The sequence below is a fragment of the Micromonospora sp. DT68 genome (assembly GCF_049847245.1).
GTDB lineage: Bacteria > Actinomycetota > Actinomycetes > Mycobacteriales > Micromonosporaceae > Micromonospora > Micromonospora profundi.
This window is the reverse complement of record NZ_JBNCNZ010000002.1, coordinates 257,058-271,746: the sequence shown is the minus strand read 5'-3', so window position 1 is coordinate 271,746 and position 14,689 is coordinate 257,058. Positions and strand designations below refer to the sequence as shown.

Annotated in this window: 13 protein-coding genes; 6 read left to right on the top strand and 7 right to left on the bottom strand. The window is 72.2% G+C overall.

The genetic code is table 11. The annotated features are described in order from the left end of the window. Positions 1–34 precede the first annotated feature (34 nt). On the top strand, positions 35–1,228 hold the full coding sequence (locus ACPXB1_RS04495) for a pyridoxal phosphate-dependent aminotransferase (protein WP_355590566.1): 1,194 nt from the start codon (positions 35–37) through the stop codon (positions 1,226–1,228). Positions 1,229–1,390: 162 nt separating this feature from the next. Here ACPXB1_RS04495 and glmM read toward each other — a convergent pair whose 3' ends face one another. From glmM to ACPXB1_RS04460, 7 genes are all read right to left on the bottom strand, one after another. After that, a complete protein-coding gene (glmM, locus tag ACPXB1_RS04490; RefSeq protein WP_355590563.1) occupies positions 1,391–2,746 on the bottom strand; it encodes a phosphoglucosamine mutase in 1,356 nt (451 codons plus the stop codon). A 118-nt stretch (positions 2,747–2,864) separates the two neighbouring features. After that, positions 2,865–3,329, bottom strand: a complete 465-nt coding sequence (gene rpsI / locus ACPXB1_RS04485) for a 30S ribosomal protein S9 (RefSeq protein WP_139582597.1) — start codon at positions 3,327–3,329, stop codon at positions 2,865–2,867. Positions 3,330–3,349: 20 nt separating this feature from the next. Then, positions 3,350–3,793, bottom strand: coding sequence for a 50S ribosomal protein L13 (rplM, locus tag ACPXB1_RS04480; protein ID WP_053653864.1), 444 nt, complete (start codon positions 3,791–3,793; stop codon positions 3,350–3,352). 209 nt (positions 3,794–4,002) lie between these two features. Continuing rightward, entirely contained in the window at positions 4,003–5,382 is a 1,380-nt protein-coding gene (locus tag ACPXB1_RS04475; protein ID WP_355631493.1) for an MFS transporter, read from the bottom strand. A 126-nt stretch (positions 5,383–5,508) separates the two neighbouring features. Beyond that, positions 5,509–5,802, bottom strand: a complete 294-nt coding sequence (locus tag ACPXB1_RS04470; RefSeq protein ID WP_053653868.1) for a hypothetical protein — start codon at positions 5,800–5,802, stop codon at positions 5,509–5,511. Further along, positions 5,792–6,049 carry a DUF6364 family protein gene (locus tag ACPXB1_RS04465; protein WP_355590556.1) on the bottom strand — a complete coding sequence of 86 codons (258 nt, stop codon included), beginning with the start codon at positions 6,047–6,049 and terminating at the stop codon, positions 5,792–5,794. The genes ACPXB1_RS04470 and ACPXB1_RS04465 overlap by 11 nt, the downstream gene beginning before the upstream one ends. Positions 6,050–6,129: 80 nt before the next feature. Further along, positions 6,130–6,837, bottom strand: coding sequence for a class I SAM-dependent methyltransferase (locus tag ACPXB1_RS04460; protein ID WP_425734832.1), 708 nt, complete (start codon positions 6,835–6,837; stop codon positions 6,130–6,132). A gap of 237 nt (positions 6,838–7,074) precedes the next feature. On the opposite strand from ACPXB1_RS04460, the gene ACPXB1_RS04455 reads away from it, so the two are divergent. The 5 genes from ACPXB1_RS04455 to ACPXB1_RS04435 are packed head-to-tail and all read left to right on the top strand — an operon-like array spanning position 7,075 to position 14,651. Beyond that, entirely contained in the window at positions 7,075–9,279 is a 2,205-nt protein-coding gene (locus tag ACPXB1_RS04455) for a molybdopterin oxidoreductase family protein (RefSeq protein ID WP_425734831.1), read from the top strand. Further along, on the top strand, positions 9,276–10,718 hold the full coding sequence (locus tag ACPXB1_RS04450) for an FAD-dependent oxidoreductase (RefSeq protein ID WP_355631481.1): 1,443 nt from the start codon (positions 9,276–9,278) through the stop codon (positions 10,716–10,718). The genes ACPXB1_RS04455 and ACPXB1_RS04450 overlap by 4 nt, the downstream gene beginning before the upstream one ends. Continuing rightward, on the top strand, positions 10,715–13,219 hold the full coding sequence (nirB, locus tag ACPXB1_RS04445) for a nitrite reductase large subunit NirB (RefSeq protein WP_355590544.1): 2,505 nt from the start codon (positions 10,715–10,717) through the stop codon (positions 13,217–13,219). The genes ACPXB1_RS04450 and nirB overlap by 4 nt, the downstream gene beginning before the upstream one ends. Beyond that, the gene (gene nirD, locus ACPXB1_RS04440; protein ID WP_355590541.1) at positions 13,216–13,563 is read left to right on the top strand and encodes a nitrite reductase small subunit NirD; all 348 of its coding nucleotides are present in this window, start codon (positions 13,216–13,218) and stop codon (positions 13,561–13,563) included. Before nirB ends, nirD begins: the two co-directional genes overlap by 4 nt. Next, on the top strand, positions 13,563–14,651 hold the full coding sequence (locus ACPXB1_RS04435; protein WP_355590538.1) for a uroporphyrinogen-III synthase: 1,089 nt from the start codon (positions 13,563–13,565) through the stop codon (positions 14,649–14,651). Before nirD ends, ACPXB1_RS04435 begins: the two co-directional genes overlap by 1 nt. Positions 14,652–14,689 lie beyond the last annotated feature (38 nt).

Genomic DNA, 14,689 nt, shown 5'->3' with positions numbered 1-14,689 from the left:
TCCGGGACGCTGGGGTGGCCGTAGGCTGGCGCAGGTGACGAGCACCGATGTCGACCCGCTGGTGGCCCGGATGCGGCCGTTCGGCACGACGATCTTCGCTGAGATGTCCGCTCTCGCCGTACGCACCGGGGCGGTCAACCTGGGCCAGGGTTTCCCGGACACCGACGGCCCTCCGGAGATGCTGGCCGCTGCGGCTGAGGCGCTCCGCAGTGGGCAGAACCAGTACCCGCCCGGTCCGGGGATCCCCGCCCTCCGTGCGGCGGTCGCGGCCCATCAGCGGCGGTTCCACGAGCTGGAGTACGACCCCGACGGCGAGATCGTGATCACGGCGGGTGCGACGGAGGCGGTGGCGGCGAGCATCCTCGCTCTCTGCGAGCCGGGCGACGAGGTGGTGTGCTTCGAGCCGTACTACGACTCGTACGCCGCATCGATCGCTCTGGCCGGTGCGGTCCGGCGGCCGGTCACGTTGCGTCCCGTCGACGGCGGCCGGTACGCCTTCGACCCGGCGGCGCTGCGCGCGGCGTTCGGCCCTCGCACCCGCCTGGTGCTGCTCAACTCGCCGCACAACCCGACCGGCAAGGTGTTCACGCCGGCCGAGCTGGCGCTTGTCGCCGAGCTGTGCCAGGAGTTCGACGCGTACGCGGTCACCGACGAGGTGTACGAGCACCTGGTGTTCAGCGACGCGTCGAGCGCACACGTGCCGCTGGCCACGCTGCCGGGGATGCGCGAGCGTACGTTGCGGATCTCGTCGGCCGGCAAGACCTTCTCCTGTACGGGCTGGAAGGTCGGCTGGGCCAGTGGTCCCGCCGCTCTGGTGTCGGCCGTGCTGCGGGTGAAGCAGTTCCTCACCTTCGTGAACGCCTCCCCGCTGCAACCGGCCGTCGCCGTGGCGCTGGCACTGCCGGATGACTACTTCACAGGCTTCCGCGATGGGCTCCAACAGCAACGTGACCAACTCGTGGGCGGCCTGACCGACGCCGGGTTCGAGGTGCTGGTGCCGGAGGGGACGTACTTCGTCACCGCCGACATCACGCCACTCGGCGGTTCGGACGGGGTGGAGTTCTGCCGGTCGCTGCCGGAGCGCTGCGGCGTGGTGGCGGTGCCGACGCAGGTCTTCTACGACGACGTCGAGGCGGGCCGGCGGTTGGTGCGGTTCGCCTTCTGCAAGCGCCCGGAGGTGCTGAGCGAGGCGGTCACCCGACTACGCGCGCTGACCCCGGACCGCTGACCGACGGATCACCCGAGCCAGCCGGCCGACCCTGGGCCAGCCCAGACCGAGCCAGGCCAGCCCGAACCGAGTCAGCCCAGGCCAGGCCGAGTCAGCCCAGGCCAGCCCGAGCCAGGCCGGCCCGAGCAGGCCGGCCTGGGCACGGGCGCGGAGGTGCTGCTCCTAGCTAGCGGGGCTGGCGGTGCGGACGAGATCCGCGATGCGTTCGGCCACGGACCGCGCCGTCGCCTCGGTTGCCGCCTCGACCATGACGCGGACCAGCGGTTCGGTGCCCGAGGGACGCAGCAGCACCCGGCCGGTCTCGCCCAACTCCGCCTCGGCCCGTTCGACCTCGGCACGGACGGCCGGCGCGTTGGCGCCGACGGTCCGGTCGCCGACGGGCACGTTGATGAGCACCTGAGGCAGCTTGGTGATCACGGACGCCAGTTCGGCGAGGGACTGGCCGGTGGCTGCCATGCGGGCCATCAGGTGCAGGCCGGTGAGGACGCCGTCGCCGGTGGTGGCATGTGCGGGCATGACGATGTGCCCGCTCTGCTCGCCGCCGAGCGCCAGGCCGGAGGCACGTAGCTCCTCCAGGACGTACCGGTCGCCGACCTTGGTCTCGATCAGCCGGATGCCCTGCGCGGACATCGCGAGTCGCAGGCCGAGGTTGCTCATCACGGTGGCCACCAGGGTGTCCTGGGTGAGCGTTCCGGCCTCCCGCATGGCCAGCGCGAGGATCGCCATCACCTGGTCGCCGTCGACCTCGTCACCGTCGGCGGTGACCGCCAGGCAGCGGTCGGCGTCGCCGTCGTGGGCGATGCCGAGGTGGGCGCCGTGCTCGACAACGGCTTCGCGCAGCGTCTCGATGTGGTTGGAGCCGCAGTCGTCGTTGATGTTGAGCCCGTCGGGCTCGGCGTGGATGGCGATGACCTCGGCGCCGGCCTCCCGGTAGGCGACCGGAGCGACCTCGGCGGCGGCGCCGTTGGCGCAGTCGACCACGACCTTGATCCCGTCGAGCCGGTGCGGCAGGGTGCCGACCAGGTGCTGGACGTAGTGGTCCGCCCCGTCGAGCAGGTCGTGCACCCGGCCGACGCCGGCGCCGGTCGGCCGGTCCCAGGCGGTGGTGGCGTTCGTCTCGACTGCCGCCTCGATCCGCATCTCGATCTCGTCGGGCAGCTTGTGGCCGCCGGCGGCGAAGAGCTTGATGCCGTTGTCCGGCATCGGGTTGTGTGACGCGGACAGCATCACCCCGAGGTCGGCCTTGGCCTCGGCGGTGAGGAACGCCACGGCCGGGGTGGGCAGCACGCCCACCCGCACCACGTTCGCGCCGGCACTGGTGAGCCCCGCCACGACTGCGGCTTCCAGCATCTCGCCGCTGGCCCGGGTGTCGCGGCCGACGACGGCGAGCGGCGGATGGCTGCGATCCGTCTCGGAGAGCGTGTGCGCGGCGGCCACGGCGAGCGCGAGCGCCAACTCCGGTGTGAGATCCGCATTCGCCCGCCCGCGTACGCCGTCCGTGCCGAACAACCGACCCATACCCGCCAACCTCCGATGAGCACTGCCTATGAGGAGAAAGCGGAACGGCCGGTCCACCTCCCCCGTTCGAGGGGAGGCGGACCGGCCGTCCGTCAGAAGTACAACGCGCTGGGAAAGATCAGCGCTTCGAGTACTGGGGAGCCTTACGGGCCTTCTTGAGGCCGTACTTCTTGCTCTCCTTGACCCGGGCGTCACGGGTGAGGAAGCCGGCCTTCTTGAGGGCCGGGCGGTCGTCCGGCTCGCTGACGATCAGCGCACGGGCGATGGCCAGCCGCAGCGCACCGGCCTGGCCGGTGGTGCCGCCGCCGCGCAGGTTGGCGATGACGTCGAACGCCTCGGGCTTCTCGGCGGTGACCAGCGGGTCCTTGATGAGCTGCTGGTGCACCTTGCTCGGGAAGTACGCCTCGAGGTCACGGCCGTTGCACGTGATCTTGCCGGTGCCCGGGACGATACGAACCCGGACGATGGCCTCCTTGCGCCGACCCACGGTCTGGATCGGGCGGTCACCACGCGGCGCGCGGGCGACGGGCGCCGGCGCCTCGGTGGCCTCGGGGGCAACCTCGGTCTCGGTGATGTCGGTCATGCTGCTTCCTTCGCCCGCGCTCACTGCGCGATCTGCTTGATCTCGAACGGCACCGGCTGCTGCGCGAGGTGCGGGTGCTCGGCACCGGCGTAGACCTTCAGCTTCTTGATCAGCTGACGGCCGAGCTTGTTGTGCGGGAGCATTCCCTTCACAGCGAGCTCGATGGCCCGCTCCGGGCGCTTGGTCAGCAGCTCGTCGTAGCCGATCTGCTTCAGGCCACCCGGGTAACCGGAGTGGCGGTAAGCGACCTTGGTCTGGCGCTTGTTGCCGGTCAGCGCAACCTTGCCCGCGTTCACGATGACGACGAAGTCGCCCGTGTCGACGTGCGGCGCGAAAGTCGGCTTGTGCTTACCACGCAGCAACGTGGCGGCGTGGGTGGCCAGGCGGCCCAGCACGACATCAGAGGCGTCGATGACGTGCCACTGACGCTCGATCTCACCCGGCTTCGGGCTGTACGTACGCACAGGTCTACCTTGTCTCGTCGTCGGTCTGGGGTCGCGCGCCGAGGTGACCAGATCTTGCAGGCCGGACCAGCGCGCACGAACGACCAAGCGTACCTGATAGGGCACGCCTCTGGATGTCGTACAACAGCAGGCAACGATACCCGGCGCCCCGTCCGCAGGTCAAAACGGGGGTGCGGTCCCGCGCGCCGACGCGCCGGCCGTGGTTCAGCTCACACTCCGGCGAGCTGCCCGGCACGCGGACGACGGTAGACCACCCAGGTGACGGCGAAACAGAGCGCGTACCAGCCGATGAAGACGAGGTAGGCGGCGTCGGCGTTGCCGGAGCCGAGGAACGACTGGCGGAAGGAGATGTTGACGAGCACCCCGCCGGAGGCGCCGACGGCACCGGCGATGCCGATCAACGAACCGGTCATCCGCCGTGCCCAGCGGGCGGCGTCCTCCGGGTCACGCCCGGCTACCACCGCGTCCGCCGCCCGGGCCCGGAAGATGGCCGGGATCATCTTGTAGGTGGAGCCGTTGCCGATGCCGGAGAACACGAAGAGGGCGATGAACCCGGTCAGGTAGAGCCCGAAGGAGCGTTCCCGGGCCGCGTACAGCACGGTGCTGGCGCCGGCTGCCATCGCCACGAAGTTCCAGAAGGTCACCCGGGCGCCGCCCAGGCGGTCGGCAAGGTGCCCGCCCAGCGGCCGGATCAGCGAACCGACGAGCGGGCCGAGGAAGGTCAGCCAGGCCGCGTCGACGGGGGTGGGGAACCGCTCCGCGAACTCGAGTTGCAGCACCTGGCCGAAGGCGAAGCCGAACCCGATGAACGAGCCGAACGTGCCGACGTACAGCAGGGACATGATCCAGGTGTGCGGATCGCGGGCGGCCTCGCGCAGCGCTCCGGGCTCGTTGCGCGCGCCGGGCACGGTGTCCAACCAGCGGGCCGCCGCCAGCGCGGCAAGCACGATCAGCGGCAGGTAGACCGCCGGCACCAGCCGGGGGTACGCGGCACCGGCGGTCGCGAGGACCGCGAGCCCGACCAACTGCACAGCGGGTACGCCCAGGTTGCCGCCGCCCGCGTTGAGCCCGAGGGCCCGCCCCTTGAGCCGGGACGGGTAGAACAGGTTGATGTTCGCCATCGAGGAGGCGAAGTTGCCGCCGCCGACCCCGGTGAGGCAGGCGAGCACCATGAGCGTGCCGTAGGACACCCCGGGTTCCAGTAGCACCGCCATCGGCACTGTCGGTACGAGCAGCAGCAGGGCGCTGATGATCGTCCAGCGCCGGCCGCCGAAGCGGGCCACGGCCAGCGTGTACGGCAGCCGCAGCACCGCGCCCAGCGCGGCGGGCACGGCGGTGAGCAGGAACTTGCCGGCCGGGTCGATGCCGTACTCGGGGCCGAGGAAGAGCACTGTCACCGACCAGAGGCTCCACACGGAGAAACCGACGTGCTCGGCGAAGATCGACACCCAGAGGTTCCGTCGGGCAATCGGCGCGCCGGTGGTCCGCCAGAATTCGGGGTCCTCGGGTCGCCAGTCGTCGAGCCGGTGTCGGGTCGCGGTGGTGGCCGGTGGGCCGGCGCTGACTGCGGTGCTGGTGAGCGTGCTCACGGCGGCTCCTCCTCGTCGATGTGACAGGGAGGAACGCTAGGAACACCGGATTACCCGGCAGTGCCCGTCGCGGGTCGGCCGGGATACGGGGACCGCACCACGGGCCGACGACGATGGTGAGCGCGGTCAGAGTTGCTGGAGGATGCGCAGCGCGCGGCCGACCCGGAGCATGGTGTCGGTGTCGGCGACGTCCACGCAACTGGTGAACCACTTCTTCATGGGTGACGAGATCCGGTCGGGCATCACCACGTAGCGGCCCATGGACACGGCGAGCGGGGAATCCCGCAGCAGCGACTCCTCGACAACCTCGACGACGATCACGATGGGCACGTCGGTGGAGTTGTAGACGTCTGAGCTGATCACCAGGCCGAGGCGTTCCCGGGCGCCCTCGATGCGCCAGACCTCACCCCTACGCAGCACGCGGCCGTCCGTCGGCGAGGAGGTCGTTGACCATGCCTGCCTCGCGGGCGTCGGCGAGGGCTGCGGACTCCAGGTCGAGGCTGGCGCGGCCCACGGCGGCGGCGTGCGCGGTGAAGACCTCGCGCAGCGCCTTTTCCCGGGCGGCCTGGTCCATCCAGGCCGAGAGCGAGAGCCCTTCACGCTTGGCGAAGCGTCGGGCGTCCTCGATTGTCTCGTCTGTGAACGACAACGTCACCTTGGCAGTCATGCCGATGAGATTACCCAGCGGTATGACTATCAGTCATCCGCACGCTTACCCGCTTGCCACTGGCGGGCGAAAGGCGCAATTCACCGGGCCTGCTCGCCTGCCCGGCCGCCGAACACCGCGAAGCGCCACTCCTTGAAGAAACAGTCGACGTCGACCAGCCCCGCCTCGTCGAGCCACCGGCACTGGTCGGCGACGGTAGCGGGCCGGTCGTGCCGCATCCGCTCCCGTGCGGCGGCGATCTCGTCGGGAGGCGAGCCCAGCTCGGTGATCCGCGCCGTCCACGCCTCGTCGTAGCGCCGGTCCAGGGCAGGGGTCGGCCCGGCCACCTGCTCGGCGTTGACGAAGACGCCGCCGGGTGCCAGCGTGCCGGCGGCCCGCCGGTAGAGCGCCCGCTTGCCGGCGTCGTCCAGGTGGTGGATCGCCAGCGCGCTGACCACTGCGTCGTACCGGCCGGTCGGCAGGTCGTCGGCCAGGTCGGCCCGGACGGTCCGGTGCGGCACGGCGCGGGCGCGCAACTGGTCGGCGGCGCGGGACAGCATTGCCGGCGCGGCGTCCACCAGGGTCAGCCGCACTCCCGGCACCGCGGCGGCGAGCAGGAGCGAGAGCAGGCCGGTGCCGGCGCCCAGGTCCAACACCTCTGGGGTACGGCCGGCGGCCAGCGCGGCGCGCAACGGTGGCGCGGCCACCTGGACGGCGGTGCCGTAGAAGGAATCGAAGCAGGGCACCAGCCTGCGGCGTGCCTCGTCGTAGGTGCCGGCCACCGCGTCGAACGCTTCCGCCACACTCATCGTGACTCCCAAGAATTGAGACGACTTTCCCAGATAATAGACCCTCAGCGGCCGGTCGGTGCACCCCTGACCGCAGCGTGAGACACCTGCCGGACGCCTCCCGCGAGGCGGCCGGCAGGTCGGCGATCAGGACCCAGCCGTCACTTCCGATGCCTTCGTGCGGTGTGAGCCGTACTTGACAGGACCGAAACAGAAGGGACGCCGACGCGAAACCGCCCGGCGGCACGCTTTCCCGACATGACAGACGGTGCATGGTCGGCAACTCGACCGGGGCGGACGCCCCGGGAGGCAGCCACACACTGCCCGTACTGCGCACTCCAGTGTGGGATGACACTGCGGGAGGACGACGGCCGGGTGACGGTGCTCCCCCGCCAGTTCCCCACCAACCGGGGCGGCCTCTGCCAGAAGGGCTGGACCTCCGCCGACCTGCTCGACCATCCGGAGCGGCTGACCAGCCCGCTGCTGCGCGACCCGGTCACCGGTGACCTGCGCCCCGCGAGCTGGGACGAAGCGCTGGGCCGGATCGTCACCGGCATCCACGCCGTCCAGGGCAGCGCCGGCCGGGACGCCGTCGCCGTCTTCGGTGGCGGTGGGCTCACCAACGAGAAGGCGTACGCGCTGGGAAAGTTCGCCCGCGTCGCGCTGCGCACCAGGCACATCGACTACAACGGACGGTTCTGCATGTCCTCGGCGGCGGCGGCCGGGATGCGCGCCTTCGGTGTCGACAGGGGCCTGCCCTTCCCGCTGGCCGACCTCGGCCGCGCCGACACCCTGCTGCTGGTCGGCGCGAACCCGGCGGAGACCATGCCGCCGCTGATGCGCTGGCTGACCGAGCAGCGACGCGGCGGCGGCCGGCTGATCGTCGTCGACCCCCGGCTCACCGCCACCGCCCGTCAGGCCGACCTGCACCTGCAACCGCTGCCCGGCACCGACCTCGCGGTTGCCAACGCGCTGCTGCACATCGCGCTCACGGAGGGCTGGGTCGACAAGGCGTACGTCGCCGACCGCACGACCGGCTTCGAGGCGGTCCGCCGCAGCGTCGCCGCCTGGTGGCCGGCCCGCGCCGAACAACTCTCCGGCGTTCCGGTGGCCGACCTGGAGGCGACCGCCCGCGCGTTGGGCACCGGCGGGCGGGTGATCATCCTGACCGCTCGCGGCGCCGAACAGCATGCCAAGGGCGTCGACACTGTCACCGCGTACGTCAATCTGGCCCTCGCCCTCGGTCTGCCCGGCCGGGAGGGCTCCGGGTACGGCTGCCTCACCGGCCAGGGCAACGGCCAGGGCGGGCGTGAGCACGGGCAGAAGGCCGACCAGCTCCCCGGCTACCGGCGGATCGACGACCCGGCGGCCCGGGAGCACGTGGCGGGGGTCTGGGGCGTACCGGCCGACGACCTGCCCGGTCCCGGCGTGCCGGCCCTGCAACTGCTCGACTCGCTCGGCACTCCCGGCGGCCCCCGGGCGCTGCTGGTGTTCGGCTCGAACCCGGTGGTCTCCGCTCCCCGCGCGAGCAGGATCGAGGGCAGGCTGCGCGACCTCGACCTGCTTGTCGTCGCCGACCTGCTGCTCTCCGAGACCGCGGCGCTGGCCGACGTGGTGCTGCCCACCGCGCAGTGGGCCGAGGAGGACGGCACCATGACCAACCTGGAGGGCCGGGTGCTGCGCCGACGCGCGCTGCGCCCACCCCCGCCGGACGTCCGCACCGACCTGGCCATCATCGCCGACCTCGCGGCCCGGCTGGCAGCCGCGGAGGAAACCGGCACCGGCCCGACCGTCGCCGCGACGCCGAGCCCTGCACGGGGCACCGCCGAAGCCGCCAGCGCCCGCGCGCGGAGTGCCGCGGCGACGCGGTTTCCGAGTGACCCGGCCGTCGTGTTCGCCGAGTTGCGCCGCGCCTCCGCCGGCGGGGTAGCCGATTACGCAGGCATCAGTTGGGATCGGATCGACGCCGCCGACGGCGTCTTCTGGCCCTGCCCGACCGAGGACGGGCCGGACACGCCACGGCTCTTCGCCGACCGGTTCGGCACCCCGGACGGTCGTGCCCGCTTCCATCCCGTGGACCACCGGCCGGCCGCCGAGGAGGTCTGCGACGCGTACCCGCTGCACTTCACCACCGGCCGGGTGCTGGCGCAGTATCAGTCCGGCACCCAGACCCGCAGGGTTGACGCGTTGCGCCGGGCCGCGGGTGAGGCTTTCGTCGAGCTGCACCCCGACCTGGCCGCCCGGTTGGGCGTCGACGACGGTGACAGGGTGCGGGTGACCTCGCGCCGAGGGGAGCTGCACGCCCCGGCCCGACTCAGCCCGGGGATCCGGCCGGACACTGTCTTCGCGCCGTTCCACTGGCCCGGTGCGGCCCGTGCCAACTCGGTGACGAACGACGCGGTGGACCCGATCTCCGGGATGCCCGAGTTCAAGATCTGCGCGGTCCGGGTGGAGAAGGCATGAGCGGCCGCGTCGTGATCGTCGGCAACGGGATGGCCGGTGCCCGTCTCGCGAGCGAACTGCACACCCGCGAGGGCGACCGGAAGGTCACAGTGCTCGGGGCGGAGCAGCACCGCGCGTACAACCGGATCATGCTCTCCACCCTGCTGGCGGGCCGGATCGGCGAGCCGGACGTGGAGCTGACCGAGGCCGCCGGGCACGGCATCGACAGGCGTACCGGCGTGCAGGTGACCGCCGTGGACCGGTCGGGCCGCGAGGTCCAGACCGCCGACGGCGAACGCATCGGCTACGACCATCTGGTGCTGGCCACCGGCAGCCGGCCGGTGCTGCCGGCGCTGCCCGGCCTCGACCCGGCCCACCTACCGGACCGGGTGGTCCCGTTCCGGACCCTCGACGACTGCCGCCGGATCCTCGCCGTGGCTGACGGCGCCGGCACCGCGATCGTGCTCGGCGGCGGGCTGCTCGGCCTGGAGGCCGCCCGAGGGCTCGCCACCCGAGGGCTTGTCACAACAGTGGTGCACCCGAGGGAGCACCTGATGGAACGGCAACTCGACCCGGCGGCAAGCGCGGTGCTCGCCGGCACGCTCGCCGGGCTCGGCGTCACGGTCGAGCTCGCGGTGCCGGCGGCCGGGATCGAAGCGGACGCCGACCGGGTCCGCCTCGACCTGGCCGACGGCCGGACGCTCACCGCCGACCTGCTTGTGCTCTGCTGCGGGGTACGCCCCGACACCGCCCTCGCGACGGCCGCCGGGCTGGCCGTGCGACGCGGCGTGGTGGTGGACGACAGGCTGCGCACAAACGACCGGCGCGTCTCGGCGATCGGCGACTGCGCCGAGCACGACGGCGTACTCACCGGGCTCGTCGCACCCGCCTGGGCGCAGGCCCGGGTGCTCGCCGACGTGCTGACCGGGACGGACCCGCTGGCCCGCTACCGGCCCCGGCCAGTGGTGACCCGGCTCAAGGCGGCCGGGATCGACCTGGCGGCCATGGGCGACCCGGTGGGCGGCGAGCCGGGCGAGGTGCTGACCTTCGCCGACCCGACCCGGGGGACGTACGCGCGGCTGCGGATCCACGACGAGCGGCTTACCGGCGCGATCCTGCTGGGCGACAACCCGGCAGTCGGCACGGTGATCCAGCTCTTCGACCGTGGTCACCCGGTGCCGGCCGACCGGCGGGCGCTGCTGCTGGGCCGAGCGCTCGGCGGCGGTGCCGCCACGACTCCGGCCGCAACACCTGCGCTCATGCCGGACGCCGCAGTCGTCTGCCAGTGCAACGCCGTCACCAAGGGAACGCTTGTGCGGTGCTGGCGGGCCGGAGCGCGAACTGTCGACGCGGTGGTGGCGTCCACCCGCGCCGGCACCGGATGCGGGGGGTGCCGGGACGCCGTCGCCGGCATCGTCGACTGGCTGTCCCAAGCGGAATCGGTGGAGGTGACGCGATGAGCGGCGGTGACCTGGTCGTCATCGGCAACGGCATGGTGGGGCAGCGTTTCGTCGACGCGCTGCGCGCCCGCGATCCACAGCAACACTGGCGGGTCACCGTGTTGGCCGAGGAGCGGCGTCCGGCGTACGACAGGGTGCGGCTCTCGGCGTTCTTCGACGGGGTGGGCGAGGACGAACTCAACGTGCACACCCCGCACGACGGGGTGCGGCTGCGCCTCGGCGAGCCGGCCACCGCCATCGACCGTGACCGGCGGGTGGTGACCACCGTCGACGGCGAGTACCCGTATGACGCGCTGGTGCTGGCCACCGGCTCGTACCCGTTCGTGCCTCCGGTGCCCGGCGCCGACCTGCCCGGAGTCTTCGTCTACCGCACCCTTGACGACCTGGCTGCGATCCGGGCGTACGCGCAGGGCCGGCGGGTCGGCGCGGTGATCGGCGGTGGGCTGCTCGGGTTGGAGGCGGCAAACGCCCTGCGACTGCTGGGCCTGAGCACCGACGTTGTCGAGTTCGCGCCCCGCCTCATGCCGGTGCAGGTCGATCAGGCCGGCGCGGCGATGCTCCGTCGGTACGTCGAGGAGTTGGGTGTGCGTACCCACCTCGGGGTGGGCACCACGGCGATCCGGGCCGGGGCGGACGGCGCTGTCGAGGCCCTGGAACTCTCCGACGGCCGTACCGTCGACGCGGACCTGGTGGTGGTGGCCGCCGGCATCCGACCGCGCGACGAGCTGGCGCGGGCCGCCGACCTGCCGCTCGGCCCGCGCGGCGGGGTGCTTGTCGACGCGACCTGCCGCAGCGCCGACGAGCGGATCTGGGCGGTCGGTGAGTGCGCTGCGGTCGACGGCACCTGCCACGGTCTGGTCGCTCCCGGGTACGCGACGGCCGAGGTGGTGGCCGACCGGCTGGTCGGCGGCGCGGCGACCTTCCCGGGCGCGGACACCGCCACCAAGCTGAAGCTGCTCGGCGTGGACGTGGCCTCGTTCGGTGACGCGCACGGCACCACCGAGGGCTGCCTGGACGTCACGTTCACCGATCCGGCCACCCGGGTCTACGCGAAGCTGGTCCTGTCCGACGACGCGCACACCCTGCTGGGCGGGGTGCTGGTGGGCGACGCCAGCGCGTACCCGACGTTGCGGGCCAGTGTGGGCGGCCCGCTGCCGGCCGCGCCGCTTGCGTTGCTCGCGCCGGACGGCGGCGGCGCGGACGCCGGCGCGCTGCCCGCAAGCGCGCAGGTCTGCTCCTGCAACGCGGTGACCCGCGGCGACGTGGACGCCGCAATCGCCGACGGCTGCGTGGACGTGCCGGCGTTGAAGGCGTGCACCAGAGCGGGCACCAGCTGCGGGTCCTGCGTGCCGATGCTCAAGCAACTGCTTGACGCGGCCGGGGTGGCGCAGTCCGCCGCGCTGTGCGAGCACTTCGACGTGGGCCGGCGGGACCTGTTCGAGATCGTCCGGGTACGCGGCATCCGAACGTTCTCCCGGTTGGTCGCCGAGCACGGCCGGGGGCGCGGCTGCGACATCTGCAAGCCGGTGGTGGCGTCGATCCTCGCCTCGCTGGGCAACGGGCACGTGCTCGACGGGGAGCAGGCGTCGTTGCAGGACACAAACGACCACTTCCTTGCCAACCTGCAACGCGACGGCAGCTACTCGGTGGTGCCCCGGATCCCCGGCGGCGAGATCACCCCGGAGAAGCTGATCGTGATCGGTGAGGTCGCCCGGGACTTCCAGCTCTACACGAAGATCACCGGCGGGCAGCGGATCGACCTGTTCGGCGCACGGGTGGAACAGTTGCCGCTGATCTGGCGGCGGCTGGTGGACGCCGGCTTCGAGTCCGGTCACGCGTACGGCAAGGCGCTGCGCACTGTGAAGTCCTGCGTCGGTGAAACCTGGTGCCGGTACGGGGTGCAGGACTCGGTGGGGCTGGCCGTGGCGCTGGAGTTGCGCTACCGCGGGCTGCGCGCCCCGCACAAGCTCAAGTCGGCGGTGTCCGGCTGCGCCCGCGAGTGCGCCGAGGCCCGCAGCAAGGACTTCGGCATCATCGCCACCGAGACCGGCTGGAACCTCTACGTCGGCGGCAACGGCGGTTTCCGGCCCCGGCACGCCGACCTGTTCGCCACCGATGTGTCGACAGAAACGCTGATTCGACTAATCGATAGATTCTTGATGTATTACATCCGCACCGCCGACCGGCTGCAACGCACCGCCGGCTGGATCGAGTCGATGGACGGCGGCCTGGACCACCTGCGCTCGGTGATCGTCGACGACTCCCTGGGCCTGTGCGCAGACCTTGACGCGGCGATGGCCCGGCACGTGACCACGTACTCCGACGAGTGGCGCGACGTGCTGAACGACCCGGACCGGCTGCGCCGCTACACCTCCTTCGTCAACGCCCCCGACGTGCCCGACCCGTCGATCACCTTCACGCAGGAACGCGGCCAACCGGTGCCGGCGAACGGCCACCGCCGGCAGCCGGTGACGCTCGGCCTCCCGGAGGTACGGCGATGAGCCACCACAGCACACTGGACTGGACAGCTGTCTGCCCCATCGACCGGCTGGACCCCGACCGGGGCGTCGCCGCCCTTGTCGACGGGGTTCAGGTCGCCCTCTTCCGCACCGCAGAAGGGCTGTTCGCGATCGACAACCGCGATCCGGTCTCCGGCGTGTACGTGCTGTCCCGGGGCATCGTGGGCAGCCGCGCCGGAGTGCCGACTGTCGCCTCGCCGCTGCACAAGCAGGTGTACGACCTGCGCAGCGGCGCCTGCCTCGATCTGCCCGAGGTGGCAGTGGCCCGGCATGACGCTCGCTGCCGTGACGGGCTTGTCGAGGTGCGGCTGAGACGGGAGGGCTGATGCGGGAGGAACTGGCCGGCTTCACGATCGGGGTGACCGCCGACCGGCGGCGCGACGAGTTGGCAGCGCTGCTCGAACGCCGGGGCGCACGTGTGGTGCTCGCCCCTGCGCTGCGGATCGTTCCGCTCTCCGACGACACCGAGCTGCGCGAGGCGACGCGCGCCTGCCTTGACCAGCCGCCGGACATCCTGATGGCCAACACCGGCATCGGTATGCGCGGGTGGTTGGAGGCGGCCGAAGGTTGGGGGCTGGCGGAGCCGCTGCGCTCGGTGCTGGCCCAGTCCTACGTGGTGGCCCGAGGCCCGAAGGCACGTGGCGCGATCCGGGCGGCAGGGCTGCACGACCAGTGGTCACCGGATTCGGAGAGCTGCGACGAGGTGGTCGACCACCTGCGTCGGCGCGGTGTGGCCGGGCAGGTGATCGCCATGCAGTTGCACGGGGAGCGGCAGCCGGAGTGCACGCTCGCGCTGGAGGCCGCCGGCGCCACTGTGATCGAGGTTCCGGTCTACCGCTGGGCGCCGCCTACCGACCTGGCGCCGCTGCACCGGCTCATCGACCTGATCGCCGGCCGGCTGGTGGACGCGGTGACGTTCACCTCGGCGCCGGCGGCCGAGGCGCTGCTGCGGGCGGCCGGCGACCGCACCGACGCGGTGGTGTCGGCGTTCCGCAGCGACGTGCTCGCCAGCTGCGTCGGCGCGGTGACGGCCGAACCCCTGCTGCGGCACGGGGTTCCGGTGAGCGCGCCGGGGCGGGCACGGCTGGGCGCGCTGGTGCGGACCATCGCCGACGAGCTACCTCGCCGGACCGTGACGTTCAAGGCCGGCGGGCACCTGCTCACCCTGCGCGGGCACGCAGCGGTGATCGACGGCGAGCTGCGACCCCTGGCACCCGCGCCGATGGCGGTGCTGCGGGCGCTGGCCCAGTCCCCCGGTCGGGTGCTGTCGCGTACGGCACTGCTGCGGACCCTGCCCCGGGGCGCGGACGAGCACGCCGTGGAGATGGCGGTGGCCCGGCTGCGGGCCGGCCTGCGCGCGCCACGTGTGGTGCAGACCGTGGTCAAACGCGGCTACCGGCTCCGGGTCGACTGAGCTGCCCGGCCGGCCGGTGTACGCCGGCCGGCCGGGAC